A 23,317-nucleotide genomic window follows, 5' to 3' on the forward strand; every position below is an offset into this window, starting at 1 on the left:
CCGGAGAGCGCGGCGGCGGAGCGGCGCGGGGGCTTTGCCCGATCAGCGGCCGGGCCGCTGGCCGATGAGCAGCTTGAGCTTGAAGAGCGCGCCGATCTGCCCGCGGTCCATGGCGATGCGCGGGAAGTTCAGGGGATCGAAGGACGAGAGCGTGCAAAGGCCGGAGTTGTTGGTGAAGCCGATCTCGAACCCGGCCTCCCTCACGGCGCGATGGAACGCGCCGCACAGGCTGTAGCCGACGGGGTACGCGACCGCGTGCACGGCCTCGTTCAAGGCGTCGGAGAGGACGCGGCGGGAGCGCGCGAGATCGCGCGTGGCCTCCTCGGGCGACAGCGTCTGGAGGACCCGGTGGCTGTGCGAGTGCGACTGCACGTCCATGCCCGCCCGCCGCAGCGCCGCGATCTGGTGCCAGTCCATGATCGTCCTGGCCGCGATCGCGCGCTCCTCGCAGAGGTCGATCGATACGCCCGTGGCGCGCTCGACCTCGTCCCAGAGGCGGCCGATGTCGACGCCGGACGTGCGCTTGATGGTCTGGCAGACGAGCGTCGCCGCGGCGACCGGATCGCGCTGCGGCTCGAGCACGAGCGTCGCTGGGTAGGCGAGCTCGACGCGCGCTCGCCGGCACCGGTGCATGAGGAGCGCGACGCGGTCCCACCAGAAGAGGCGCCCCTTGCCGGGGTACTCGGTGGCGACGAAGAACGTGGCCGTGACGCCGGCGCGCTGGAGGAGGGGCAAGGCGACGTCGTGGTTGTCGCGGTAGCCGTCGTCGAACGCGACCATGACGGGGTTCGGCGGGAGCTTCCGGCCCTTGGCGAAGCGCCGCACGTCCCGGAGCGACACCACCGTGCAGTGCGCCTTGATGACCGCGAGCTGCTCCTCGAACTCGCGCGCGCTCACCTCGGCGACGCCGGGATCGAGCTCGTCGACGTCGGAGAGCTCGGCGATGCGGTGGTAGGTGAACACGGAGAGCACGGGCAGCCGGAGCTTCGCGCGCAGCCACAGGAAGCGATCCAGGAGCCCGAGGGTGTCGAGCGCGCCGGCGGCCAGCGCGCGACGGCCGTGTGGCATCCCCCTGCGAACCCACGTCAGTGGATGTGCGACGACGTACACGAATGTATTCCAGCACACAAACAGCGTCCGTGCTCGCTCTCCGGAGCTGTTCCGAGGGAGCGCACCTGCGCGCCGGACGGTGGGCCGCCGAGCGGGAGAGTCCGGTTCGGCGGCGGACGATCCCGCTAGACTGGCGGCGATGTTCTCGACGGACGCGCCTCAACCTCGGTCGGCCGAGAATGCGCCCCAACCTGGGTCGGCTGGCGAGAGGGCGCATCAACCTGGGTCGGCTGGGGACGGGCCCCAACCTGGGTCGACCGAGGGGGCGCCCCAACCTGGGTCGGCTGGGGGCGGGCCCCAACCTGGGTCGGCTGACGGCCATCCGTCGAAGCCGCTCTCGCCCCAACCTGGGTCGGCTGGGGACGGGCCCCAACCTGGGTCGGCTGGGGACGGGCCCCAACCTGGGTCGGCTGACGGCCATCCGTCGAAGCCGCTCTCGCCCCTCGGCACCATCGGCGTTGCCCTCACGACGGCAGCGATCGTGTTTGCGCTGGGCGTCTACGCCGTCGAGACGAGCCTGCCCTGGCTCGCAGAGCGCAGCCGGGAGGCTCTCCCGGCGAACATGGCGGCCAGCGATCCCGCCAGCGTCGTCACCGCAGCCTCGAACACCGCAGCCTCAAAGCAAGCAGCCGCCCCCGTGCAGCTGACCGCCCAGCCCCCGACGAGCGCGACCGACGCCGCTGCGCAGGCCGCACCCCCGCCGCCTCCCGCCACGCCCCCCGCGCCTCCACCCCAGCCCAGCCCCGAGGCAGCGCCCGCGCCTCCACCCCCGCCGCCTCCCGCCGCGCCCCCACCCCAGCCCAGCCCCGAGGCAGCGCCCGCGCCTCCACCCCCGCCGGCCTCCCAGGCCGAAGAGAGCGCTCCGCGGAGCCCGCGCCGCGGCTACGGCTTCCTCAAGCTCAACTCCTCCCAGAACGCGACCGTGTACGTCACGGGCGTGGCGGTGGGTCCCAGCAATCAGCCCATCGAGGTGCGCTGCGGACGCTTTTTCGTGCGGCTCGGCGAGCCGACGCGCAACGGTACGCGATGGCTCGCCGAGGGCAGGACGGTCCGCATCAAGTGCGGTGCGCTGACAGAGGCGGCCTTCTGAGCTCGTCCCCGCCGCTCTCGGTCGTCGCGAGAACGAGATAGGTGACCGAAGCAGCCCCCGCGCCGAGGAGCGCGTCCCGGCACGCCGCGAGCGTGGCGCCGGTCGTGGCCACGTCATCGACCAGCGCGACCCGCCGGCCGTGCACGCGCTCCGGAGCGCGGACCCGGAACGCCCCCACCACGTTCTGCAGGCGGAGATCCCGCGGGAGCTGCGCCTGCTGCGCCGTGGGACGGACGCGGCAAAGCGCCCGCGGGGCCATCGACGCCGGAAGTCCGTCGGCGACGTGCGCGGCCAGCAAGGCCGCCTGGTTGTACCCCCGCTCGGCGAGACGGCGCGGATGCAGCGGCACCGGGACCACGAGGTCGGCGCTCACCTCGGCGTCGCGCGCCGCGCCGAGCAGCAACCGGCCTAGCGGGCGCGCGAGGTCCGGCCGATCCCCGTACTTGAAGCGCCGGATCCCCTCCGCGACCGCCCCGCCGAACGGCGCGAACGCGACGAGATCGACGCCCGCCGCGCTGGCCCCCACCGCCCTCCGCGGCGGGCGCTCCGCGTACGGCACGGTGGTCCGCGCGCAGTCGGAGCAAAATACCGCGCCAGCTGCGATGGCGGCGTCACAGGCGGCGCAGGCCGGTGGGCTGAGCGCACGCGCAGCGACGGCGGCCAGGAAGCGGATTGCGGCGACGAGGGCGCGGGAAGGGCTCATGGGCTGCCAGCGCGTTCATCGTCAGGAGCGGGCGCGCGGTTGCGCGATCGGACGAAAGAGGATCTCTTTGCAAACGACGCGCGGTACGATCCCCGCGTCGTGGATCGCGTCCTGAAATTCCGGCGCTCTCGCACGGGGAGGAGGGCCCGCCGTTGAGCGCGTGGCGATGGACGGATGAGCGCGGCGTCCAGCGGCTCGTGAGCACCGCCGAGCTGCGCAGCGCGCTGGCTGCCGGGGTCATCCCGGGCTCCACGCTCGTGTGGCGCCAGGGCATGGAAGCGTGGGCCCCGGCTTCCAAGCAGCCGGAGCTCGCCGACGCCGCGCAGCTCCGGCGCAAGCCGGAGGCGGGCGCCGCTCCGCCCGACAAGCCCGCCGCCGATGCCCGGGCGTCGGCGCGCGACAGCGGCGCGACGCTGGAGCTCGAGCTCGTCGAGGAGCTGGGCCCGGCGCCCGCCCGCCCGGGTCAGCGCCCAGCGCCCCCGGACAGGTCCGCGAACGAGCGGCGACCCACGGCGTCCCCGGGCCGGGCCACCGCGCGACCGCAGCCGCCACCCCCGCCGCCCCGGAAGCGCGAGCCCATGGCGACGCTCTCGGGGGTCGAGGCCCCGGCGAGCGCGCCGGCCAGCGGACAGAGCGCGCCGATCGTCGTGCCTTCGGCGGGCGGAGCGTTCGACGCCAGCGTCGCCCGCGCGATCACGCAGCTGCCCCGCTACGACGGTTCCTCGGCAGGCGACGAGGGAGCGCCCGCGATCCCGCGCGCGCCGAGGCTCCCCTCGGCGTCCGAGGAACCCGAGGACACGTCGGCCGGTCAGCGTCCGGCCGGCGACGCAGACGGCGCCGGCGGGATGACCGAAGGCGGCGAGCCCGCAGCGCCGAGGCGCGCGGCGGGCTCGGCCGCGCCCAGCAGGCCGGGCGCAACGCCGAAGGCCGCGGGCGGCCCGACCGCGCGCGCGGCGAGGCCGCCCCGGCCGCCGCCCCTCCCTTCAGGCCGCGACGGGGCGCCGGCCGGCGCTGCGCCGCAGGACGACGGGCGCAGCGGCGCAGCCGCCGATCCGGATCAGGGCGCCGGCAAGCCCCTCCCGGCAACGCCGCCCGTGCAGGCGAGCCCCAGCCGCGGCACGAAGCGGCCGACCAAGGGACGCTCCGTGCCGCCGCCGCCGGTGCCGGTCCGGTTCCCCGCGCTCGCCGCGAAGCGGCCCGCGGGCGCGCGGGCGCTCGATGCACCGGATCACACCGCGGCAGGCGCGAAGGCCCTCGTCCGCCTCGGAGCGCTCCCCGCGCCGCCGCCGCGCCCGCCCGCGGAGGCTCCCCGCGCGACGCCCGTGGCGGCGCCGCCGTCGCCCTCGCAGCCGGCCGCAGCGCTCCCTTCGCCCCCGGCTGCCCCGATCCCCTCGGCCGAAGCGACGCCCGTCTCGAGCGCCGCCGCCGCGGCGGCGATCGCGTCCATCGGACCTCGCCTCGCCAGCCCCGCGCCGTCCGGCGACGGTCCCCCGCTCCGCGGCGCCGAGAGCACGCCGGCCGGCGATGGCCGGGTTCCATCGGAGCTCAGCGCCGTCAGCGAGGTTCCCGAGCCCTCCACCACGACGGCGCCGCACCGCGAGGCCAAGGAGCACTCCGCTGCGCCCACGCCCGGCGAGACGAAGCGCTCCCCCCTGGTCGGCGACGCGACGATGGGGCGCCGCGAGTACGCGACGATCCCTTCGGCCGGCGTCGGCGCAGGCGCGTCGCAGGGGCGCCCGGCCATGCGCTCGTGGCCAGGCTTGCTGCCCGGGCTGCGCCCGACGTCCGCCGAGGCTCCGCCGGCGCCGGGCCCGCGCTCCGATCGCGGCTCCGCCCCGGGATCGAGCAACGGCCCGCCCGCGCTCGATCCGCGCGCGCTCGCGGCGCGGCGCGCTCAACCGCCCCTCGCGGGCGCGCCGGCGCGGGGCGACGGCCATCCGCTCTCCACGGCGGTGCCCGTGCCGATCTCGTCGCTCATCGGCATCTGCGGGGCCGCCGTGCTCATGAGCGTCGCCGCCTTCTTCGCGGGCCGCCACTCCGTCGCAGCCGCGCGGCAGCCGCTGGTCGCGACGGCGCGCCCCGCGCTCGGCGCCGCGCAGGGCGTCGCTCGCTCCACGATCCCCGCGCCGCTGAAGCCCTGCTGGGTGGCGCGCCAGCCGCAGCCATGGGCGCCGCTCGTCGCGAAGAGCATCCCCTTCGAGGTCACGGCGACGAAGGGCGGCAAGCTCCTGGTGGGCTACGCCAAGAGCGCCATGGAGGCCGTCGGCCTCGAGATCGATCCCGCGACCGGCGAGCGGAGCGAGAGGTTCTCGAACCGAGAGGCCGCCGACATCGTGAGCATCTCGCCGGTCGAAGACACCTTCACCGTCCTCACGTCGGCGCAGCACGCCATCCGCTCCCCGGTCAGCGTCCCGGGGCCCCGGCCGTTCGTCATCGGCCTGGCGGACGGCGCCGTGGTCGCCGCCGACGACCCCGGCGCCGCGCCCGCGCGGCTCTGGCCGGTGCAAGGCGACGAGCCGCTCGAGTCGCCGCGCGCCCTCGCGGCCGGGTCCCGCGGGTACGCCGTCGCGTTCCGCCGCGAGAAGGCCGTGTGGGCCGGCTGGCTCGACGCCGAGCGCAGGCCCGCCGGCGAGCTCACCCGCGTGAACGGCTCCGGGGGCGCGCTCGGCAAGCCTTCGCTCGGCTGGAACGAGCGCGCGCTCGCCGTCGTCTTCGCCGACCGGCCCGCGGACGGGCGATGGGAGATCCGCGCCGGGCAAGCCGCGCCGGGCGACATCCCCGGGTCGACCCAGGTGATCCCGCTCCCCTCCGGCGGCCCCGGCGGCGACGCGTTCGCGCCGGACATCGCGGGGCTCGGCGACGGACGCTGGCTCCTCGTGTGGACCGAAGGCCCTCCGGGGAGCCGCGCCATGCGCGCGCAGACCCTGGCCCCCGATTTCTCCCCGATCGGCGATCCGATCGCGCTCTCACCCCCGGCCGGGAACTTCGGGCAGGGCGTGCTCGGCGTGGCGCCGCGATCGGGCTACGTGGGCGTCGTGTTCCTCTCGAAGCCCGCCGCGAGCTACGAGCTCTGGGGGGTCATCCTCCAATGTGGATGACGAGGGCCCCGGACGGCGCGCGCCGCCTCCGGGCGGCGGCGCTCGCGCTGCTGCTCGCCGCGGCGCACGCGCCGCTGCTCGCCGCGTGCGCCGCGCAGGCATCGCAGCTCGAGCAGGGCCGGGCCCTGCGCACGGGCAAGCAGCCCTACGACGAGTTCTTCGAGGCCGCGCGGGCGCTCCGCGAGGAGTCGCTGAAGGCCGAGGCGCTCGCGGACGCGGCGCGGGCCGAGCTCGCGCGCGCGGCCGGGCTCGATCCGAGGTCGGCCGCCGACGCGGCGCTCGACGCGGCGCGCGCGCGCGCGGCGGAGCTCCGCGCGTCGGGCGCCTCGCTCCACGTCGAGCTCGTGCCGGAAGCGCGGCTCGTCAGCGCCCGAGGCGGGCGCTCGCTCGACGCGGACGACAGGGACGCCGTCGAGGCGCTCGAGGCGTCCTTGAAGAGCTCCCTCGCGGCGGCGAAGCAGCTCGGCGAGCTGTCGAAGCGCGCGGCGGAGCTCGAGAAGCAGCGGGCGTCGCTTTCGGCCGCGTGGGCCGAGACCATGGCGGGCGACCCGCAGCGCCGCGAGGCGAGGCGCGAGCTCGAGGCGGCCGAGCGCGTGCTCGCCGAGGCGGGGGCGGCCGCCGAGCGGCACGCCGGCAGGGCATCGAAGCTCGCGCTCGATCTGGTGCTCGCCGTCGACGCGGGCGTCGCGCCGGCGGGGCGAGGCGCGGCGAGGCGCCCCACGCCGAGGCAGCCTGCCGGAAGCGCCAAGGCGCCGCCGCGGCGCGGGAGCGGCGCAGGAGCCGCGCCGAGGCCGCCGAAACCGCCGCCGCCTCCACGCGGCGAGGACGATTTCGATCCCTGACGCCGCCGGCGCGGCGGCTCGCCTTGCCCGGCGGCAGCGCCGCCGGACAGGGGCGGCACTGCGCCCCATTCGGCAGCTTCCCCACTTGTCCGACGAGCGCCGGGACGCCTATCCTCCGCGAGCGATCCAGGAGCGCGGCCCGCGAGAACGCCGCGCGCCAGGCCGCGCATCCGCCGTTCGACGACCCCGCGCTCCGGCCCTCCTCGCTGATGATCCGATCCCTGCCGTTCGCCTCCATCGCTCTGGGATCGGCGCTCCTCGCGCTTGCGCTCGCGCCCCGGACCGCGGCGGCCCAGGCGCTGCCGCAGTCGGAGGGCGTGCACCTCGGCGGGTTCGTCTTCCGCCCGTCGGCGGAGCTCCGGATCCGGGGCGAGTTTCGCCGGTACCCCGTGGACACGGGCGGCGACGTCTACAGCTCGAACGCGGTGCTCGCCGAGGGCTTCGGGGGCGCGCTGCCACCGCTCCTCGACACGGGCAACGTCGTCAAGACCCAGTGGTTCTTCGCCCAGCGCGCGCGCCTCGGCCTGGCCGTCGATCGCGGGCCCGTCACGGGCGTCCTCACGCTGCAGGACGCGCGGCTCTGGGGGAGCGACGACGCGATCTTCGTCGGAGCGGGCGAGCCGTCCCTCCCGGAGACGGCGCCCTACGAGGCCTACGTCGACGTGCACACGCGCTCGGGGCGCCGCGCCTTCGTCCGGCTGGGCCGGCAGCGGATCGAGTGGGGGGACGGCCGCCTGATCGGGGCGGACGACGAGACGCTCACCGCGCGCTCGCTCGACGGGGTGCGCGCGGGGGTGCAGCTCGGCAACGTCGACCTCGAGGCGATGGCCGTGCTCCTCGCGGCGCCGGGCGGCGCGCCGCCCGAGGTGGCGGGGACGCGCAAGCCCATCTCCGCCGGCACGGGGACGCAGCTCTACGGCCTGAACGCGCTCTGGCGCGTCGCTCCCCTGCTCCACCTCGAGGCCACGGCGCTCGCGCGCATCGCCCGCGAGCCGCGGCCGACCTGGCTCACGCCCGGAGACACCGTGGTCCTCGACGCGCGCATCTCCGGCGACCGCCGCGGTTTCCGCTACGCGATCGAGGGGGCCTACGAGCTCGGTCGGGTCGCCACCTTCACGGCCGATCGCCCGCTCGGCGCGTTCGCGGCCGCCGCGCGGGCGGCGCTCGAGACGTCCCTCCCCGCCCGCCTCACCTTCAGCGCCCGCGGCGCGTACGCGACGGGCGACGACGGCGCGCTCGAAGAGGGCGAGACGCAGCGTCGCTTCGATCCGATCCTGCCCGACGCGCAGGACAACCACGGCCCGATGGGGCTCTACGCGTGGTCCAACGTGATCGAGGCGGGCGGAGGCGTCCGCGCCTCCCCCCTCGACGCGATGACCGTCGCCGCCGGGTACACGTTCGTCGGCCTCGCCTCGCCCGGGGGCAGGTGGGTGACCGCGCGGCTCCTTCCCGTGGGCGCCGTCAGCGACAACGAGAGCCGGGCGCTCGGCCACGAGATCGACGTCTCGCTCGCCTTCCAGCCGTGGGAGCCGCTGCGCTTCGCGCTCGGCTACGGCCTGTTCATCTTCGGCGACGGCGCCCAGGCGATCTTCAGCAAGGCGAACCGCGCGCACGACGACGGCCGCCCGGCAGATCTGCAGCAGTGGGCGTTCTTGCAGACGACCCTGAGCGCCCCCTGAGGCGGGCCGGGGACGCGTCGCGCGTCGCGCGCTTCGCTGTCCTGAGGGGAGGGAGTGAGGCGTCTCGGGGGCCGCGCCGTGCCGTGCGGCGCGCGGCGGCGCGGGGGGCTCGCCCGGGCTCACCGGGCGCGGCCCCCGCGCTTCGCGATCAGGTGCTCGGGGCGGGCTTCGGGGTGCCGAAGATGCTGGCCGCGCGGCGCTTCTCCTTCGCGGCGCGATCGCGATCGCTGTAGCTCGGGATCACGACGCGCTGGCGCTGCGGCAGCTCGCGGCCCGCGACGATGGCGTCGACCTCCTCCGCGTCCAGCGTCTCGCGCTCGAGGAGCGCGTTGGCGAGCCGCTCGAGGATCTCGCGGTTCTCGGTGAGGAGCCTCCGCGCCTCGGCGTGGGCGTCGAGGATGAACCGCCGCACCTCGTCGTCGATCTGGTTGGCGATCGTCTCCGAGTAGTCGCGGCGCCGGCTCGTGAAGTCGCGCCCGAGGAACACGCTCTCCTCGTCCGCGCCGTACGAGATCGGCCCGATGACGTCGCTCATGCCGAACTCGGTCACCATGCGCCGCGCGAGGTTCGACGCCTGCTTGATGTCGTTGCCCGCGCCGGTCGTGAACTGGCCGAACATGATCTCCTCCGCGACGCGGCCGCCCATCAGCACCGAGAGCCGCGCCTTGGCGAACTCGCGCGACATGCTGAGCCGGTCCTCCTTCGGCAGCTGCTGCGTGAGGCCGAGCGCCGGGCCGCGCGGGATGATCGTCACCTTGTGGACCGGATCCGAGAACTTCTCCAGGAGCTTCGCGACCAGCGCGTGCCCGGCCTCGTGGTAGGCCGTGGTCCGCTTCTCCTCGTCGCTGATGACCATGCTGCGGCGCTCGGCGCCCATCAGCACCTTGTCCTTGGCCATCTCGAAGTCGATCATCGTGACGACGTCCTTGTCCTGACGCGCCGCGAGGAGTGCCGCCTCGTTGACCAGGTTCTCGATGTCGGCGCCGACGAAGCCGGGCGTGCCGCGCGCCAGGATCTCCATGTCGACGTCCGGCCCGAGCGGGACCTTCTTCGTGTGGACCCGGAGGATGCCCTCGCGGCCGCGCACGTCGGGGCGGTTCACCACGATGCGCCGATCGAAGCGGCCAGGCCGCAGGATCGCGGGGTCGAGGACGTCGGGGCGGTTCGTCGCCGCGACGATGATCACGCCCTCGTTCGACTCGAAGCCGTCCATCTCGACGAGGAGCTGGTTCAGCGTCTGCTCGCGCTCGTCGTGCCCGCCGCCGAGGCCCGCGCCGCGGTGGCGGCCGACCGCGTCGATCTCGTCGATGAAGATGATGCACGGCGCGTGCTTCTTGCCCTGCTCGAACAGGTCGCGCACCCGGCTCGCGCCGACGCCGACGAACATCTCGACGAAATCCGAGCCGGAGATCGAGAAGAACGGCACCCCGGCCTCGCCGGCGATCGCGCGCGCGAGGAGCGTCTTGCCCGTCCCGGGGGGGCCCATCATGAGCACGCCCTTCGGGATCCGGCCGCCGAGCTTCTGGAACTTCTTCGGGTCCTTGAGGAACGCGATGATCTCCTCGAGCTCGTCCTTCGCCTCGTCGATGCCCGCGACGTCGGCGAACGTCACCTTGTTCTGCGCCTCGCTGAGCAGCCGGGCGCGCGACTTGCCGAAGCTCATCGCCTTGCCCCCGCCGGCCTGGAGCTGGCGCATGAACAGGTAGAACATCACGAGCAGGAAGACCGTCGGCAGGAGGTACATGATCGCCCCCGGCCAGAACGGCGACGCGTCCTCCTTCTCGAAGTAGACGGCGACCTTGTTGTCGACGATCGTCTTCGTGATCTCGTCGGCGTTGTCAGGCCCGATCGTGACCTTCTTCGTCTTCGCCCCGGTCTTGGGGTCCTTGACCCAGAAGGTGTACTCGCGGTCCTTGATCGTGACCGACTCGACGTGCGGATCCTTGTCCTTGGCCTCGACCTGGACCTGGGCCATGAACTCGCTGAACGCGACTTGCGTGGCGGGCCGGGAATCCGGGCTCAAGAACTGCCAGATCGCCAAGAACATCATGATCAGCAGAACCCAGAGCAGCAGCGTCTTGTGCGATTGCTTCACGAGGACCCTCTAAGCTCGCGCGGCGAGCCGGCGTGTACCGAAATTGTACGCGTGTTCCAGTCAGCATGCCACCCGTCGGCTCGGTCGTCGACCGCGGGTTTTCCCCGCGGCGGCACGGCGAAACAGGGGACTCGACAGGGGTCGCGGGTGGGGTGCATGCGGTCAGGCCCCGCGACGCTCGGACCTGTCCTCGATAAGCACGCTGGACTCCTCTGGAAAGCCCAGGGCGATCTCTCCGCCGCCGCGGACCAGGACGCGCAGCGGCCGCCCGAGCTTGCGAGCCCGCTCGATCGCGAGGCGCTGCGCCCGACCGAGCGGCATCGAGAGCGGCTCGCCGCCGTCGAGGACGGCCGGATCGCCGCCCGCGCGCCGATCTCGGCCGGCGGCGAGCATGTCCGAGAGCGCGCAGAGGTGCTCGACGATCGCCGGCGACAGGTCCTGGAGCAGCGGGAGGAGCTCGCGGCGGACACGAACGCGGGTGAAGCGGGGGTCCCCGTTGCTGGGATCCTCCGCGAAAGCCAGCCGATGTCGGCTGAGGTGGGCCAGCACGTCGGCGCGGCGGGCCAGGAGCAACGGGCGGATGAGCTCGACGCCGGCAGCCGCAGAGCCCGGCTCCCCGGCGCCCGGCGCCGCGCCGGCGGCGTCGGTCCACAGCGGCGCGCGCGGCGGCAGCACGGCCAGCCCTCGCGGCCCAGCGCCCCGCAGCAGGCGCAGCAGCACCGTCTCGGCCCGGTCGTCCGCGGTGTGGCCGGTCGCGATCGCGCGGGCGCCGCGGGCCGCCGAGGCCGCCGCGAGCGCGGCGAACCGGGCGGCGCGCGCCCTGGCCTGGAGGTTCGCGCCGGGCGCCACGTCCACACGGGTGCTGGAGTAGGGGACGCCGAGCCGCTCGGCCAGGTCGCGCGCGATCGCGAGCTCGGCCGCGGCCTCCGGCCGCAGGCCGTGGTCGACGCCGTGCGCGACGACCTCGTGGCCGATCCGCCGCCGGAGCATGGCGAGGACGTGCAGCAGCGCCGTCGAGTCGGGGCCTCCAGAGCAGGCGCAGAGGACCACGTCGCCGCGCGCGAGCAGCCGCTCGTCCCGGATCAGCCGCTCGGCCAGGCGGATCAGCGACGGGGGGTGCGACCGGCCCCGCCTGGGCGGCGGGGGAGGCCCGGGGGACGAGCTCATCGGAGCTCGAACGCCTTGCAGAAGATGATCTCGTCGCGATCGTCGAGCGACGGGCTCAGGTGCGGCGCGACCGGATAGCCGAGCGAGCAGCGCGGCGCGCGGCCAGGGGGCGCGGCGCCGGCCTCGTCGCGCTCGGCCTCCGCCGGATCGAACGACGCGCAGTCGGGGCAGGCGAACACGAGGCGGTAGCGCCGCGCTTCCTCGCGGAGCTGCTCGTCGAGGGGGTGAATCATCCCGGCCAGCGTAGCGCAAGCCGCTGGGCGGAGGCGCGCTGCGACCTCGCGCGCCGCGCGCGATCTCGGCCCGAGCTCGCCGGGGTGCGCGCAGGGTGGCGCGCCGCGCCTCCTCGCCGCGCGCCGCGCCGCGCCGCGCCGCTCAGCGAGCCGGCCGGCGGGCGCGGGTGAGGCGGACGATCGACTCGATGTGGCTCGTCTGCGGGAAGAGCTCGACCGCCTCGATGTCCGTGATCTCGAAGCCGCCGCGGAGGATGCCGCCGAGATCGCGCCCGAGGGTGGCCGGGTCGCACGAGACGTAGACGACCACGCGCGCGCCCGAGGCCGCGATCGCGCGCGCCGCGCCGGGCGCCCCGCCGCGCGGAGGATCCAGCACCACGACGTCGGTGCGCGCCGGGATCGGGACCTGGTCGGCGTCCGCCTCGATCGCCTTGCCGGCGAGGCCGCGGGCGGCGAGGTTCTGGCGCAGGCACGCGACCGCCTCGGGCGAGCGCTCCACCGCCGTGAACGACGCGAGCCCCGGGGCGGCCGGCGAGGCGACCTCGGCGGCCGACGCGGGTCGCGGCGCGCCGCGCGCGAGGAGCACGGAGAGCGTCCCGCTCCCCGCGAACAGCTCCAGCACGTGCGGCGGCCGGGAGGAGTCGAGGTGAGCGAGCTCGGCGGCGCGGCCGGCGAGCACGGCGGCGCCCTCCTCGGACGGCTGCCCGAAGCCACCCGGCGCGAGGACCAGCGGCAAGCCGTCGGCGCCCACGACCGCCGGCCGCGGATCGCCGAACGACGCGGCCTCGCGCGCCCCGTCCAGCGTGACGCGGGCGCCGGCCCACGCGCCGCGGGCCGTGCGCTCGTCGAGCAGCTGCCACACGGCCGGCGGGAGCTGGCCGCGCCAGAGGATCTCGACCACCGGGCGGCTCGAGGCGCCCAGCGAGACGAGGATGTCGCCCTCCCCCGCGGCCCCGCGCAGGACGCCGGGCAGCTCGCCGGCGAGCGGCGCGATCGGGTCGGCCAGCACCAGGCAGCGATCGACCGCCGCGACGGCGTGCGTCCTCGGCGCGCGGTAGCCCACGCGCACCTCGCCGCGCTCCGCGCGCGCGAACAGCCGCGCGCGCGAGCGGTAGCCGAGCGGCTGGGGCGCGGGGTGCAGGCGGAGCGGCGGCAGATCGGCCTCGGCGAGCGAGGCCGCGCGCGCGATCGCCTGCCGGACGATCTGCGCGTGCGCGGCCTGCTGCGCCTCGACGCGGACGTGCATCCAGTCGCAGCCGCCGCAGGTCTCCGCGAAGCGGCAGGGCGGAGCGATGCGGTCGGCGCTCGGCTCGACCACGCGGAGCAGCCTGCCCCGCGCCGGGCGCGCGCTCCGATCGAGCTCGATCTCGACGAGGTCGCCCGGCGCCGTCGCGGGTACGAAGACGACCTCGCCCGCGAGCCGACCGATCCCTGCGCCGCCGGCGGCCAGCGCGTCGATGCGCAGCTGCGCTCGCTCGCCGGCGCGCGCCCTGGCACCGCTCGAGCGGCGGTGAACAGCCTTCATCCCTTCATCGTAACGCGCCGCAGGCTCGCCGGGCCGGGGTGGACGAGAGATGCTCCGCCGGCGAGGGCGAGCGAGCGCGCGCGCTCGTCCCCCGCGGGCTCCACGTTCGCGCCGAGGCGCGGCCGGCGCGTGGTGGCCGCGCCGGTCGAGGCGGGCGGCGCAGCGTCGACCCCCTTCGGGGGCGAGGGCTGCACGGTCATCGTCTTCATGTAGATCAGCGCGCCGATGCCGATGACGCACAGCGCGGTGAGGGCGATGACCGCGACGAGCACGAGCGTGTTCCTGCCGTTCCCCTTGGACACCGCGTCCTGCGTGGCCGCCCAGATGGCCGCCGGATCGGGGCGCGGCAGCGAGAGCGCGGTCTCGATCTGCGACTGCGGAGGCTGCGCCGGCGCGGCGGGCGCGAACGGCTGGCCCTGGCCCGCGATCGTCGACGGCGGCGGCGGGAACGCCGGCACGGGCGAGCCGGCAGGAGGCGAAGGAGCGTAGCCCTGGCCGTTGAACGGCAGCGCGTACGAGGGCACCTGCGGCGATGCGCCGACCGCAGCGGCCCTGCTCGCGTGCCCGCGGCGCGCGGCGTCGCTCGGGCCCTGCGGGACCGGCGCGGGTGGCTGGGGCGGAGCCTGCTGCGGGAGCGCGAGCGTGGACGCGAGCGGGTTACCCAGATCGCTGTCCAGGAGGCCCCCCCTGGGGAACGGCGCCCGATCGGCCGAGCCGAGATCGAGCGGCGGATACGGGTTCGCCGGGATCACCGGCGCAGCGAGGTTCTGGCCGCCCGGCGCGCGCGGCGAGCCCGCGTGCGCGGGCGGGGCACCGGGCCGCACCGTGGGAAGGGCGGACGGGGCACCGGGCTGAGGCGGAGGCGCCAGCGCGAGCTCCGGCGCCATGCCGGCCGCCGGGCGCGGCATCGCGCGCTCGCCGTGCGGGAGCGGCCGCACCGGCTCGGCGTGCTCGCGCGTCGCGACCGTCGTCGGGACATCCTCGTCGTCGTCCATCAGCGACGAGGCCACCATCTGCTTGTCGGCCGCGTCCCTCGACGGCGTGCGTCCGACCGGCGCGATCCCGCTCGCCGGCGCGGCGTTGTGCCGCAAGACCTGCGGCGGCGTGAGCCGCTGGTACGGATCGGGCTCCCGGCCGCGGCTGCGGAGCCCGACGCTGTCGGTGGCCGTGGTCGAGCTCCGCGCGCGCACCTGCTCGACGTTGATCGTGGACGTCACCTCCGCCGCCCACGCGAGGTGCGCCTCGCGCTTCTGGATGCGGTCGGCGAACACCTGCTGCACGAACTGCGCGACCTCCTCGGAGCCGACGAAGATCCCGCTCCGCATCAGGAAGTTTTGCAGCGCTCGCGAAAATTCGCGCGCCGTCTGGAAGCGGTCCTGCTTGTGCTTGGCGAGCGCCTTCATGACGACGCTCTCCAGCTCGATCGGATAGTCGGGCACGATCGTGGACGGCGGCGGGACCACGCAGGCCTGCACCTTCTCGAGGGTGTCGAGATCCGTATCCATCCGGAAGAGTCGCTGGTTCGTCGTGAGCTCCCAGAGGACGACCCCGAGCGCGAACACGTCGGTCGTGCGATCGACCTCATTGCCGCGCACCTGCTCGGGAGACATGTAGGCCAACTTGCCTTTCAGCGTTCCCGCGCGGGTGGACGACAGCCGATCGGCCACCTTGGCGATCCCGAAATCCACCACCTTGGTGTAGCCGTCGTATGTGAGGAACAGGTTGTGCGGCGTCACGTCGCGGTGCACCAGGCCGAGCAGCTGGCCGTTCTTTCCGCGCAGCTCGTGGGCGGCGTGGAGCCCCTCTGCCGCATCGGAGCAGATGCGCGCAGCGAGCTCGGGCGAGATGCGCAGCCGGCGCTCCTCAGCGCGCCGCATCACCTCCCGGAGCGGCTCGCCGTGGAGATACTCCATGGCGATCCAGTAGGTGTTGTCGTCCTTCCCGAGATCGAACACCTGCGCGACATTGGCGTGGTTGATGCCAGCCGCGATGCGCGCCTCGTCCAGGAACATGTCGACGAACTGATCGTCTTCGACCAGATGCGGGTGGATCCGCTTGATGGCGACCCACTTTTGGAAGCCGCCCGGCCCATCCATGCGCGCCAGGTGGACGCTCGCCATTCCGCCCACCCCGATCTCGTCGACCACGCGGTAACGGCCCAGGAAGTAGGTCCCCTGCTGCTTCTCGGACTCCTTCGCGCGCGCGTCAGGCGATGAATTGGTCGACCCGGGGCTTGGAGGTCCGCCCATTCGCGATGCGGGTCGAGGCGGGGGTTGGGGCATGAGCGGTCACTACTTTACCGCGAGTTCGCGGCGCTTTGCCATGTCGTCTCGGCCGAGCGACCGGGCAGATGGTCAGCTTCAATCCACTAGGTCGCTGAAGGCCCGTGTCCTGACAGGTAGGACACCACCAGAGACCCAGGACGGAGTCGCGGCGAGCTCAGGGGAACGGTTGCCCAGGTTGGCCTCGCTCGAAATAGAAACGGAAGCTCCCCGTGACCCTCGAGAGGAGCTCGCGGGGGATGGCGTCCGCTGGATGACCGATCCCGGCGTCGCGCGGATCACCGACCCAGATGTCGAACGTCGCGTCCGTGAACTTGTCGACCGCGTCGGTCTCGTTGGGATCGCCGCTGAACAGCGCCTGGAACTTGATGGTCCCATCCACGGCGTAGAGCACGATGTTCTGGTTGTGGCACGACCGCTGGAGGTAGAGCGCCATGTGCACGAGCGGGGCGAGCCCCTCCGGCTTCGGCGTCGGCGGGGGCGAGCCCGGCAGCTCGACGCCGGGCGGGAGCCCGACGCTCAGGTCGACGTCGAGCTTGTTCACCTGCCCGTCCCCGCGGATGAGGCCGACGTCGTCGATGATGACCGCGAGGCCGTCCGAGACCTCCTGGAGGTCGCTGCCCCGCTGCACCCGGATCTGCAGCGTGGAGCGGTACGGGACCGCAGCGAAGAAGTCGGGGCGCATGTCGTAGGCGCCCTCCCAGCAGTCCGCCGCGAGCAGCCTCGAGCTGTAGACCTCGCCCTCCCCCTGCCCGAGCGAGCACCCGAGCGAGAGGGAGCACGCCAGGGGCACGAGCAGGCGCGCCGTCACGACGCCGCCCCCGCGCGAAGGGCGGCCCGGATGCGGCCGCCGCCGAGGACGCGGTCGCCCCGGTACACCACGGCCATCTGACCGGGGGAGACGGCCCGCACCGGGCTCTCGAACCGCGCCACGAAGCTCTCGGCGCCCGTCGCAGGGTCGCGCCGTCGCTCGATGACGCCGGGCGCCGCCTCGTGCCGCGCGCGCACCCGCACCTCGGCCTCCAGGGGGAAGACCGCGTCGTCGGACCACACGGCCTCGGTGATCTCGGCGCCCGCCGCGTAGAGGTCGGCCTCGTCGCCGAGGCGCACCGCGCCCGTCGCCGCGTCGAGGCCCACGACGAACGCCGGGCGGCCGAGGGAGACGCCGATGCCCTTGCGCTGGCCCACGGTGAAGCCGTGCACCCCGCCGTGCGACCCGACCACGCGCCCGTCCCGATCGACGATCGGCCCGGGCCGGAGCCTGTCCGCCGCGCGCTCGGCCACGAAGGGCGCGTAGCGGCCGGAGGGGATGAAACAGAGCTCCTGGCTCTCCCCCTTGTCGGCCCCCGGCAGCCCGCGGGCGATCGCCTCGGCGCGCACCTCCTCCTTGGTCGAGTCGCCGAGCGGGAAGAGGAGGCGCGACAGCTCGTCCGACCGGAGCATGTGGAGGAAATAACTCTGATCTTTGTGCCGATCGCGGCCGCGGTAGAGGCGGGCGCCGCCCTCCTCCACGACGACCCGCGCGTAGTGGCCCGTCGCCACCCACGAGACGCCCAGCCGCTCCGCCAGCGGGAACAGCTCCCGGAGCTTGACCGAGCGGTTGCAGGCCACGCACGGGCTCGGCGTCTCGCCCGCGAGGTAGGCGTCGACGAACGGATCGACGACGTGCTCGCGGAACAGGGCGCGGCGATCGAAGGTGTAGTGCGGGATGCCGAGGTGGTCGGCGACCCGGCGGGCGTCGTGCTGATCCTCGGGCGCGCAGCAGCGGCTCTTGACGCTGCCGTCGTCGGGGTAGTCCCAGAGGTGCAGCGTCACGCCGACGACCTCGTAACCAGCGTCGCAGAGGCGCGCCGCGGCGACCGAGGAGTCGACTCCGCCGCTCATCGCGATGAAGACGCGCGCCCCCGGGGAGGGCCGCTCGCCGGGCCGCGCCGCGCCGCCGGCCTCTCGGACAGGAGTTGCCATTTCCGTTCTTATAGCGTGAATCCCGCGCCGCGGTCGGACGCCGCGGGCACACACGCGCCAACACGCGCCGGCGGCGGCGCGCGGCCCGAGGTTCGGACCGGCTCGCCGCCATTCACCCTTGGCCACCCCCGCGGCGCGCGTGTACCGTCTGCCAGATGCCGAGCGGGGTCGTGCTCGTGGTCGAGGACGAGGAGTATGTCGCGGACCTGCTCGCCACCGCGATCCGCGAGGCGGGTTACGAGGTCATCTACTGCGCCACCGCGGAGGCCGGGCTCTCGACCGCCTGCACCCTGGAGCCCGAGTGCATCGTCTGCGACGTCGGCCTGCCCGACCACGACGGCTACTGGGTCGCACGCAACGTCCGCACCCAACCTTCGCGGGTGTCCGTCACCCCCTTCCTGTTCCTCTCCGCCCTCGATGACCAGCAATCCCGCCTCGAGGGGTTCCACGTCGGCGCCGACGTCTACATGACCAAGCCCTTCCGGGTCACCGAGGTCGTCGCGCAGATCGGGGCCCTCGTGCAGATGGCGTCCCGCCTGCGGCAGCGGCGGGACAGCCTCATGTCCATCCCGGCCTCCGTCGATCAGACCGCCATCGAGGGCGACCTCAGCCAGATGTCGATCGCGACCGTCCTCACGGTCCTCGAGATGGAGCGGCGCTCGGGCGTGTTCGAGGTGATCAGCAAGAAGCGGCGCGCGCAGCTCGACATCGCCGAGGGGTGCATCGTCCAGGGGACCGTGGGCGGCACGCGCGTCTCGGCGCTCGCCGCGCTCCGCACCATGCTGGCCTGGAAGGTCGGGCGGTTCGCGTTCGTTCCCGGCAGCCGCCCGGTGCCGTCGGAGCGAAAATCGATCGCCGCCTACCTGCTCGAGGCGACCCGGCTCGAGGACGAGAGCGCCCGCGTCGAGCTGCCGATGCCGCCGTCGCGGCGCCGTCCGGAGCCCCGGATCGCGACGACGGCGCTCGGCGGGCCGTCGTCCATCCCGGACGACGTCGCGCCGCCGTCGTCGCGCGCGCCGCTCGAGGAGCTCCTGCGCCGCCAGCCCGGCGTCGCGTCGCGGAGGGCGGCCGACGGCGCCCTGACGATCTCCGATGCGCCGCCGTCGCTCGAGCTGAGCTTCGAGCTCGAGGCCGCGCCGCCGACGCTGCGCTCGCTCGCCCGCATGACGGCGAAGCCGCCGTCGAGCCGGCGCGGCACGGACGAGAGCGATCCGCCCACGGTCCCGCGCGGCCAGGGCCGGCTCTCCCCGTCGAGGCCGCCGTCCCGCCGGCCGACCGCGCCGCCGTCCTCGCCGGGCCGCTCGGGCGAGCCGGGCGAGCTCTCCCGCGGGAGCGTCGCTCCCCCGACGACCCAGCCGGCGAGCCATGAAGAAGGTTCGTCGCGGTTGAGCCCGGTCCCGCAGCGACCAGCGCCCGCCCGGCCTCCCCGCCCCGACGCAAAGAAGCGCTGAGGTCCGCTCCGCTCGCTCCCTTCGGCCACCTCAGGCGGGGGTCCTCACGGAAGGCCTTCGTCCGGCCGGCCGGACGTGCCCGTCAGAGCGTCGCCTGCTGCTCCGCCTCGCCGGGATCGTGGTCCCGCAGGTAGCTGAGGTTGACCGCGTTCACGACGGCGTGCGCCACGAACGGCCCGACGAGCGAGCCGGTCGCGGCGAAGATGGCGCCGAGCCCCGCGCCGACGCCCACGGCCCAGCTGACCCACACCCAGCGGCTCGGGCCCCGCATCTGGTGCATCAGACCGAAGAGGAGCGCGCTCAGCGCCACGCCGAGCAGCGGCGTCAGGAGCCCGCGGAAGAGCAGCTCCTCCCCGAGGCTCGAGAGGCCCGCGAGGAGCAGGACCTGGCCGAGCGAGAGGTCCAGCGCGACCGGGCGGAGCTCGCTATGCAGGCGCCGCGCCCAGCCGAACCGGGCCACGGCGACGCGGGTCATCACGACGACCCCGGCCGCGAGCGTGAGGCCGAGCGCGGCGCTCGTCAGCAACGCGGCCAGCGGGGGCAGCGAGAGCCAGGGGCTCGGGTGGATCCACGGCAATCCATCCCGCACCACCAGGGTCAGCGAGATCGCCAGCGCCGCGAGGACGAGGTAGCCGGAGGCCGCCCGCAGCGTCGCGTCGGTCCGGCCGGTCCGCGCCCATCGCGAAGCCATGCCCCATCATGGCACGCCGCCGGAAGCCGGTGAAGCGGCGCGCACCTTCACGACCCCTGGCCGAGCGCCGGCAACCGGACTACGTGGACGGCCATGCACGCGACCGTGGTCATCTTCCCGGGCTCCAACGCCGATGCCGAAATGATCCATACGCTCCGCGACGTGCTCCAGGTCCGCACGTCGACCGCCTGGCACCGCGACGCCGAGCTCCCCGCTGGCACCGACCTCGTCGCGATCCCCGGCGGGTTCTCCTACGGGGACTACCTGCGCTGCGGCGCCATCGCACGCACGAGCCAGATCGTCCCCGCCATCCGCCGGCACGCGGAGCGCGGCGGCCTGGTGCTCGGCGTCTGCAACGGGTTCCAGATCCTCACCGAGGCGGGGCTGCTCCCGGGGGCCCTCACCCGCAACGCGCACCTCCGCTTCGAGTGCCGCGACGTCTTCGTGACGCCGCGCGCCGAGGGGCCGTTCACGAGCGGCCTGCCTCGGGTGCTCCGCCTGCCGATCGCCCACGCCGAGGGGCGGTACCAGGCGGATCCGGAGACGCTCCGCAAGCTCGTCGAGGATCGCGCCATCGCCCTCCAGTACTGCGACCGGGAGGGGCTGGTCGGAGGGGACGCGAACCCCAACGGATCCGCCATGGACATCGCCGGCATCTACGGCGGCCCCCGGCGCAACGTGCTCGGGCTGATGCCCCACCCCGAGCGGATGAGCCAGCCCTTCCAGGGGCAAGGCTGCGCGGACGGGCGCGCCCTGTTCGACGCCGTGCTCCGCAGCGTGAACGGCGCCCGCGCCGCGTCCGCCGCGAGCGCGCCGTGAGCCAGGCGCCGTCCGGCGACGCCCGCTGCCGCGTGTGCGCCGCGGCGCTCGCGCCGGGGAGCGCGCGCTGCCCGCAGTGCGGCGCGGACCGGCGCGCCGAGGCGTGCCCGCACTGCGGCGGGGTGGCCGGCGTCTCCGCGCACCCCGAGCTGCGCTTCCGGTGCGACGCCTGCGGCGGCCCGCGCGTCCCGGTCGACGGCGACGGCGTGAAGCGATCCGGCCGCGAGGTGCCGCCGCTCCAGAAGGCGCGCGCCGCGGCCTCGGCGCGCTCGGTCTGGCGCGCGGCGGGCATCGCGGCGAGCGCGCTCTTCGGCTTCGAGGTGCTCCTGTTCGCCGTGATGCTGCTCGTCCTCGGCGCGAGCGTCGGGCTCTTCGCCGCGGGCCTCCTGACGATGGCGCCCGTCGCCGCCTTCGCCCTGTGGGCGTTCCGGCGGGCCAAGGCGCGGGGCCGGGACATCGCGCCCGCGCTCGACGCCGCCTGGGTCTCCGTCGCGTCCGACGTCGCCCGGCAGGCCGAGCGCCCGCTCACCGCCGGCGCGCTCGCCTCGACCCTCCGCATCGGCGAGGCCCAGGCCGAGGAGCTGCTCGCGCTGCTCGAGGTGAACGACGTCGTGCGCGGCGCGGTGAGCCCCGCGGGCGAGTTCGGCTACGCGCCGAGGCTGCGCGTCGGCGCGGCGCCCGGGGGCGAGCCCGAGGCCGAGCGCGCGGCGCGCGCCCTCGCCGCCGAGGAGGAAGCGCTCGCCGACGTGCCCCTCACGCAACGGACCGCCCATGTCGAGCCCACGAAGCGCTGATCCCAAGCCGAAGCCGGGCGCCCCGCGGCGGAAGCCCCGCGCGCCCCAGGAATCCCGCGCGCCCCAGGAGGCCCGCGCGCCCCGGCCCGCGCCGCAGGCGCGCCGCGCGCTGACCAACGTGGGCGGCGAGACGCGGCTCGAGGGCGATCCGGCCGACGCGGCGATGCTCGCCCACGCGCTCGACGTGGCCAGCGCGAGCGACGCGGAGGAGGCGGCCCGCGCCCACGTGCACGGGTTCCACAGCTACCCGGCCCGGATGCACCCGGACACGGCCCGCCGGCTCGTCGAGGCGCTCTCGAGGCGGGGCGATCGGGTGCTCGACCCGTTCTGCGGCAGCGGCACCGTCCTCGTCGAGGCCCGGCTCGCGGGCCGCGCGGCGATCGGCGTCGACGCGAACCCCCTCGCCGTGCGCCTCGCCCGCCTGAAGGTGCAGGGCAGCACCCCGGGCGAGCGCGAGCGCCTCGTCGCGGCCGCGCGCGAGGTCGCGGCCGCCGCCGACGAGCGCCGCAAGGCGCGCGCCGGCCCGAGCCGCCGGTACGGCCCCGAGGACGTCGCCCTCTTCGAGCCGCACGTGCTGCTCGAGCTCGACGGGCTGCGCGTCGGCCTCGACCGCCTCGCGGGGCACGGCGCCGACGCGCTGCGCGCGGATCTGGAGCTCGTGCTCTCGGCCATCCTCACGAAGCTCAGCCGCCGCACGTCCGACACGTCGGAGCACGAGCTGCCGCGGCGGATCGCCGCCGGCTATCCGGCGCGGCTGTTCGTGCGCAAGGCGGAGGAGCTGGCCCGCCGCCTCGCCGACGTCGCCGCGCCGCTGTCCGCGAGCCCGCCCGCGCTCGTCGAGGAGGGCGACGCGCGCGTGCTGCGCGGCGTCGCGCCCGACTCGGTCCACCTCGCGGTCACGTCGCCGCCGTACCCGGGCGTCTACGACTACCTCGCCCACCACGAGGCCAGGCTGCGCTGGCTCCGGCTCCGGAGCGCGAGCTTCGAGCAGGACGAGATCGGCGCCCGCCGGCACCTCGATCCGCTCGGCCCCGAGGCCGGCCGCGCGCGCTGGCGCGAGGAGCTCGGCGGCGTGCTCGTCGCGCTGGCGCGCGTGCTGCGGCGCGGGGCGCCGCTCGTGCTGCTGATCGCCGACAGCGTCGTGGCCGGCGCGCCGGTCTACGCGATCGACGTGGTGAAGGCCGCGGCCTCCGGCGCGCGCTTCGCGGTCCGCGCGGTCGCGTCGCAGCCGCGCCCCCACTTCCACCGCCCCACGGCGCGCGCCTTCCAGCGCCGCCCGCGCCACGAGCACGCCATCCTGCTGATCCGCGCCTGACCGGCCGAAAATTGCCCCGCGGCGCGGGCCCGTGGCAGGGTGCTCCGCGATCGAGCGGGGCGTGACGCGGCCGGCACCGGACGCCGGCGGCGCCCCCGGGCGCGCGACGATGGCGAGAGCACTCCTCGGACTCCTCCTCCTGTGTGGCACCTGCGTCCTCGGCTGCGGCAAGGCCGGCGGCGATCCGGGGAGCGCCGAGCTCGAGAGCACCGGGGTCGACGCGTGCGACGGCTACCTGGCCGCGATGCTCGCCTGCGCCGGCAAGCTGCCCGCGGAGACGCGGAAGGGCCACGAGGCCGCGATCCGGATCGCGCGCGACGCGCTCGAGGCGAAGGCCGAGGCCGACGACGAGGCGCTCGAGGGCGGCGCGAGGGACGAGGCGCGCAGCGCGCTCGCGGCGGCCTGCCAGCAGATGAGCGAGGCGGTCGTCGAGCGCGCCCCCTGCGGCGGGTGATCGC

Annotated in this window: 18 protein-coding genes; 8 read left to right on the forward strand and 10 right to left on the reverse strand. The window is 75.2% G+C overall.

Annotated elements, in window-relative coordinates; translation table 11 throughout:
• Positions 1-42: 42 nt before the first annotated feature.
• Positions 43-1,068, reverse strand: coding sequence for a polysaccharide deacetylase family protein (locus WMF20_RS41000; protein WP_129579348.1), 1,026 nt, complete (start codon positions 1,066-1,068; stop codon positions 43-45).
• Between the two features lie 1,097 nt (positions 1,069-2,165).
• Positions 2,166-2,903: a ComF family protein gene (locus tag WMF20_RS41005; protein WP_437607139.1), complete on the reverse strand. Its 738-nt coding sequence runs from the start codon at positions 2,901-2,903 to the stop codon at positions 2,166-2,168.
• Between the two features lie 152 nt (positions 2,904-3,055).
• On the opposite strand from WMF20_RS41005, the gene WMF20_RS41010 reads away from it, so the two are divergent.
• From WMF20_RS41010 to WMF20_RS41020, 3 genes are all read left to right on the forward strand, one after another.
• Positions 3,056-6,001 (forward strand): GYF domain-containing protein, encoded by a 2,946-nt coding sequence (locus WMF20_RS41010; RefSeq protein WP_437607140.1) that lies wholly within the window; start codon positions 3,056-3,058, stop codon positions 5,999-6,001.
• Positions 5,998-6,843, forward strand: a complete 846-nt coding sequence (locus tag WMF20_RS41015; protein ID WP_437607141.1) for a hypothetical protein — start codon at positions 5,998-6,000, stop codon at positions 6,841-6,843. The genes WMF20_RS41010 and WMF20_RS41015 overlap by 4 nt, the downstream gene beginning before the upstream one ends.
• Positions 6,844-7,052: 209 nt before the next feature.
• Positions 7,053-8,522: an alginate export family protein gene (locus tag WMF20_RS41020; RefSeq protein WP_437607142.1), complete on the forward strand. Its 1,470-nt coding sequence runs from the start codon at positions 7,053-7,055 to the stop codon at positions 8,520-8,522.
• Positions 8,523-8,670: 148 nt separating this feature from the next.
• On the opposite strand, the gene ftsH is transcribed toward WMF20_RS41020, so the two are convergent.
• The 7 genes from ftsH to mnmA all read right to left on the reverse strand — a co-directional run bounded on the left by ftsH (position 8,671) and on the right by mnmA (position 17,789).
• Positions 8,671-10,617 (reverse strand): ATP-dependent zinc metalloprotease FtsH, encoded by a 1,947-nt coding sequence (ftsH, locus tag WMF20_RS41025; RefSeq protein WP_129579353.1) that lies wholly within the window; start codon positions 10,615-10,617, stop codon positions 8,671-8,673.
• Between the two features lie 162 nt (positions 10,618-10,779).
• A complete protein-coding gene (tilS, locus tag WMF20_RS41030; protein ID WP_437607143.1) occupies positions 10,780-11,784 on the reverse strand; it encodes a tRNA lysidine(34) synthetase TilS in 1,005 nt (334 codons plus the stop codon).
• Complete coding sequence (locus WMF20_RS41035) at positions 11,781-12,017, reverse strand: hypothetical protein (protein ID WP_437607144.1); 237 nt, start codon at positions 12,015-12,017, stop codon at positions 11,781-11,783. Before WMF20_RS41035 ends, tilS begins: the two co-directional genes overlap by 4 nt.
• 142 nt (positions 12,018-12,159) lie before the next feature.
• Positions 12,160-13,542, reverse strand: coding sequence for a class I SAM-dependent RNA methyltransferase (locus tag WMF20_RS41040; RefSeq protein WP_437607145.1), 1,383 nt, complete (start codon positions 13,540-13,542; stop codon positions 12,160-12,162).
• Entirely contained in the window at positions 13,539-15,791 is a 2,253-nt protein-coding gene (locus tag WMF20_RS41045) for a protein kinase domain-containing protein (RefSeq protein WP_437607146.1), read from the reverse strand. Before WMF20_RS41045 ends, WMF20_RS41040 begins: the two co-directional genes overlap by 4 nt.
• 190 nt (positions 15,792-15,981) lie before the next feature.
• On the reverse strand, positions 15,982-16,635 hold the full coding sequence (locus WMF20_RS41050; protein ID WP_129579358.1) for a hypothetical protein: 654 nt from the start codon (positions 16,633-16,635) through the stop codon (positions 15,982-15,984).
• Complete coding sequence (mnmA, locus tag WMF20_RS41055) at positions 16,632-17,789, reverse strand: tRNA 2-thiouridine(34) synthase MnmA (protein WP_129579359.1); 1,158 nt, start codon at positions 17,787-17,789, stop codon at positions 16,632-16,634. The genes WMF20_RS41050 and mnmA overlap by 4 nt, the downstream gene beginning before the upstream one ends.
• A 155-nt stretch (positions 17,790-17,944) precedes the next feature.
• On the opposite strand from mnmA, the gene WMF20_RS41060 reads away from it, so the two are divergent.
• Complete coding sequence (locus tag WMF20_RS41060) at positions 17,945-19,240, forward strand: response regulator (protein WP_437607147.1); 1,296 nt, start codon at positions 17,945-17,947, stop codon at positions 19,238-19,240.
• A gap of 82 nt (positions 19,241-19,322) precedes the next feature.
• On the opposite strand, the gene WMF20_RS41065 is transcribed toward WMF20_RS41060, so the two are convergent.
• Positions 19,323-19,931, reverse strand: coding sequence for a CPBP family intramembrane glutamic endopeptidase (locus WMF20_RS41065; RefSeq protein WP_437607148.1), 609 nt, complete (start codon positions 19,929-19,931; stop codon positions 19,323-19,325).
• Between the two features lie 93 nt (positions 19,932-20,024).
• On the opposite strand from WMF20_RS41065, the gene purQ reads away from it, so the two are divergent.
• The 4 genes from purQ to WMF20_RS41085 all read left to right on the forward strand — a co-directional run bounded on the left by purQ (position 20,025) and on the right by WMF20_RS41085 (position 23,313).
• The gene (purQ, locus tag WMF20_RS41070) at positions 20,025-20,750 is read left to right on the forward strand and encodes a phosphoribosylformylglycinamidine synthase subunit PurQ (protein WP_061625438.1); all 726 of its coding nucleotides are present in this window, start codon (positions 20,025-20,027) and stop codon (positions 20,748-20,750) included.
• Positions 20,747-21,544 carry a zinc ribbon domain-containing protein gene (locus WMF20_RS41075; RefSeq protein WP_437607149.1) on the forward strand — a complete coding sequence of 266 codons (798 nt, stop codon included), beginning with the start codon at positions 20,747-20,749 and terminating at the stop codon, positions 21,542-21,544. Before purQ ends, WMF20_RS41075 begins: the two co-directional genes overlap by 4 nt.
• Positions 21,522-22,859 carry a DNA methyltransferase gene (locus tag WMF20_RS41080; RefSeq protein ID WP_437607150.1) on the forward strand — a complete coding sequence of 446 codons (1,338 nt, stop codon included), beginning with the start codon at positions 21,522-21,524 and terminating at the stop codon, positions 22,857-22,859. The genes WMF20_RS41075 and WMF20_RS41080 overlap by 23 nt, the downstream gene beginning before the upstream one ends.
• A gap of 61 nt (positions 22,860-22,920) precedes the next feature.
• Positions 22,921-23,313 carry a hypothetical protein gene (locus WMF20_RS41085; protein WP_437607151.1) on the forward strand — a complete coding sequence of 131 codons (393 nt, stop codon included), beginning with the start codon at positions 22,921-22,923 and terminating at the stop codon, positions 23,311-23,313.
• Positions 23,314-23,317: the final 4 nt, after the last annotated feature.

Source organism: Sorangium sp. So ce834, assembly GCF_051521425.1.
GTDB classification, from domain to species: Bacteria; Myxococcota_A; Polyangia; order Polyangiales; family Polyangiaceae; genus Sorangium; species Sorangium cellulosum_D.

What these genes read in the sequence shown, in the direction of transcription:
- WMF20_RS41000 (WP_129579348.1), bottom strand. Translation starts at nt 1,068, where the DNA reads ATGCCACACGGCCGTCGCGCGCTGGCCGCCGGCGCGCTCGACACCCTC.
- WMF20_RS41005 (WP_437607139.1), bottom strand. Translation starts at nt 2,903, where the DNA reads ATGAGCCCTTCCCGCGCCCTCGTCGCCGCAATCCGCTTCCTGGCCGCC.
- WMF20_RS41015 (WP_437607141.1), top strand. Translation starts at nt 5,998, where the DNA reads ATGACGAGGGCCCCGGACGGCGCGCGCCGCCTCCGGGCGGCGGCGCTC.
- WMF20_RS41020 (WP_437607142.1), top strand. Translation starts at nt 7,053, where the DNA reads ATGATCCGATCCCTGCCGTTCGCCTCCATCGCTCTGGGATCGGCGCTC.
- tilS (WP_437607143.1), bottom strand. Translation starts at nt 11,784, where the DNA reads ATGAGCTCGTCCCCCGGGCCTCCCCCGCCGCCCAGGCGGGGCCGGTCG.
- WMF20_RS41035 (WP_437607144.1), bottom strand. Translation starts at nt 12,017, where the DNA reads ATGATTCACCCCCTCGACGAGCAGCTCCGCGAGGAAGCGCGGCGCTAC.
- WMF20_RS41040 (WP_437607145.1), bottom strand. Translation starts at nt 13,542, where the DNA reads ATGAAGGCTGTTCACCGCCGCTCGAGCGGTGCCAGGGCGCGCGCCGGC.
- WMF20_RS41045 (WP_437607146.1), bottom strand. Translation starts at nt 15,791, where the DNA reads ATGGGCGGACCTCCAAGCCCCGGGTCGACCAATTCATCGCCTGACGCG.
- mnmA (WP_129579359.1), bottom strand. Translation starts at nt 17,789, where the DNA reads ATGGCAACTCCTGTCCGAGAGGCCGGCGGCGCGGCGCGGCCCGGCGAG.
- WMF20_RS41060 (WP_437607147.1), top strand. Translation starts at nt 17,945, where the DNA reads ATGCCGAGCGGGGTCGTGCTCGTGGTCGAGGACGAGGAGTATGTCGCG.
- WMF20_RS41065 (WP_437607148.1), bottom strand. Translation starts at nt 19,931, where the DNA reads ATGGCTTCGCGATGGGCGCGGACCGGCCGGACCGACGCGACGCTGCGG.
- purQ (WP_061625438.1), top strand. Translation starts at nt 20,025, where the DNA reads ATGCACGCGACCGTGGTCATCTTCCCGGGCTCCAACGCCGATGCCGAA.
- WMF20_RS41080 (WP_437607150.1), top strand. Translation starts at nt 21,522, where the DNA reads ATGTCGAGCCCACGAAGCGCTGATCCCAAGCCGAAGCCGGGCGCCCCG.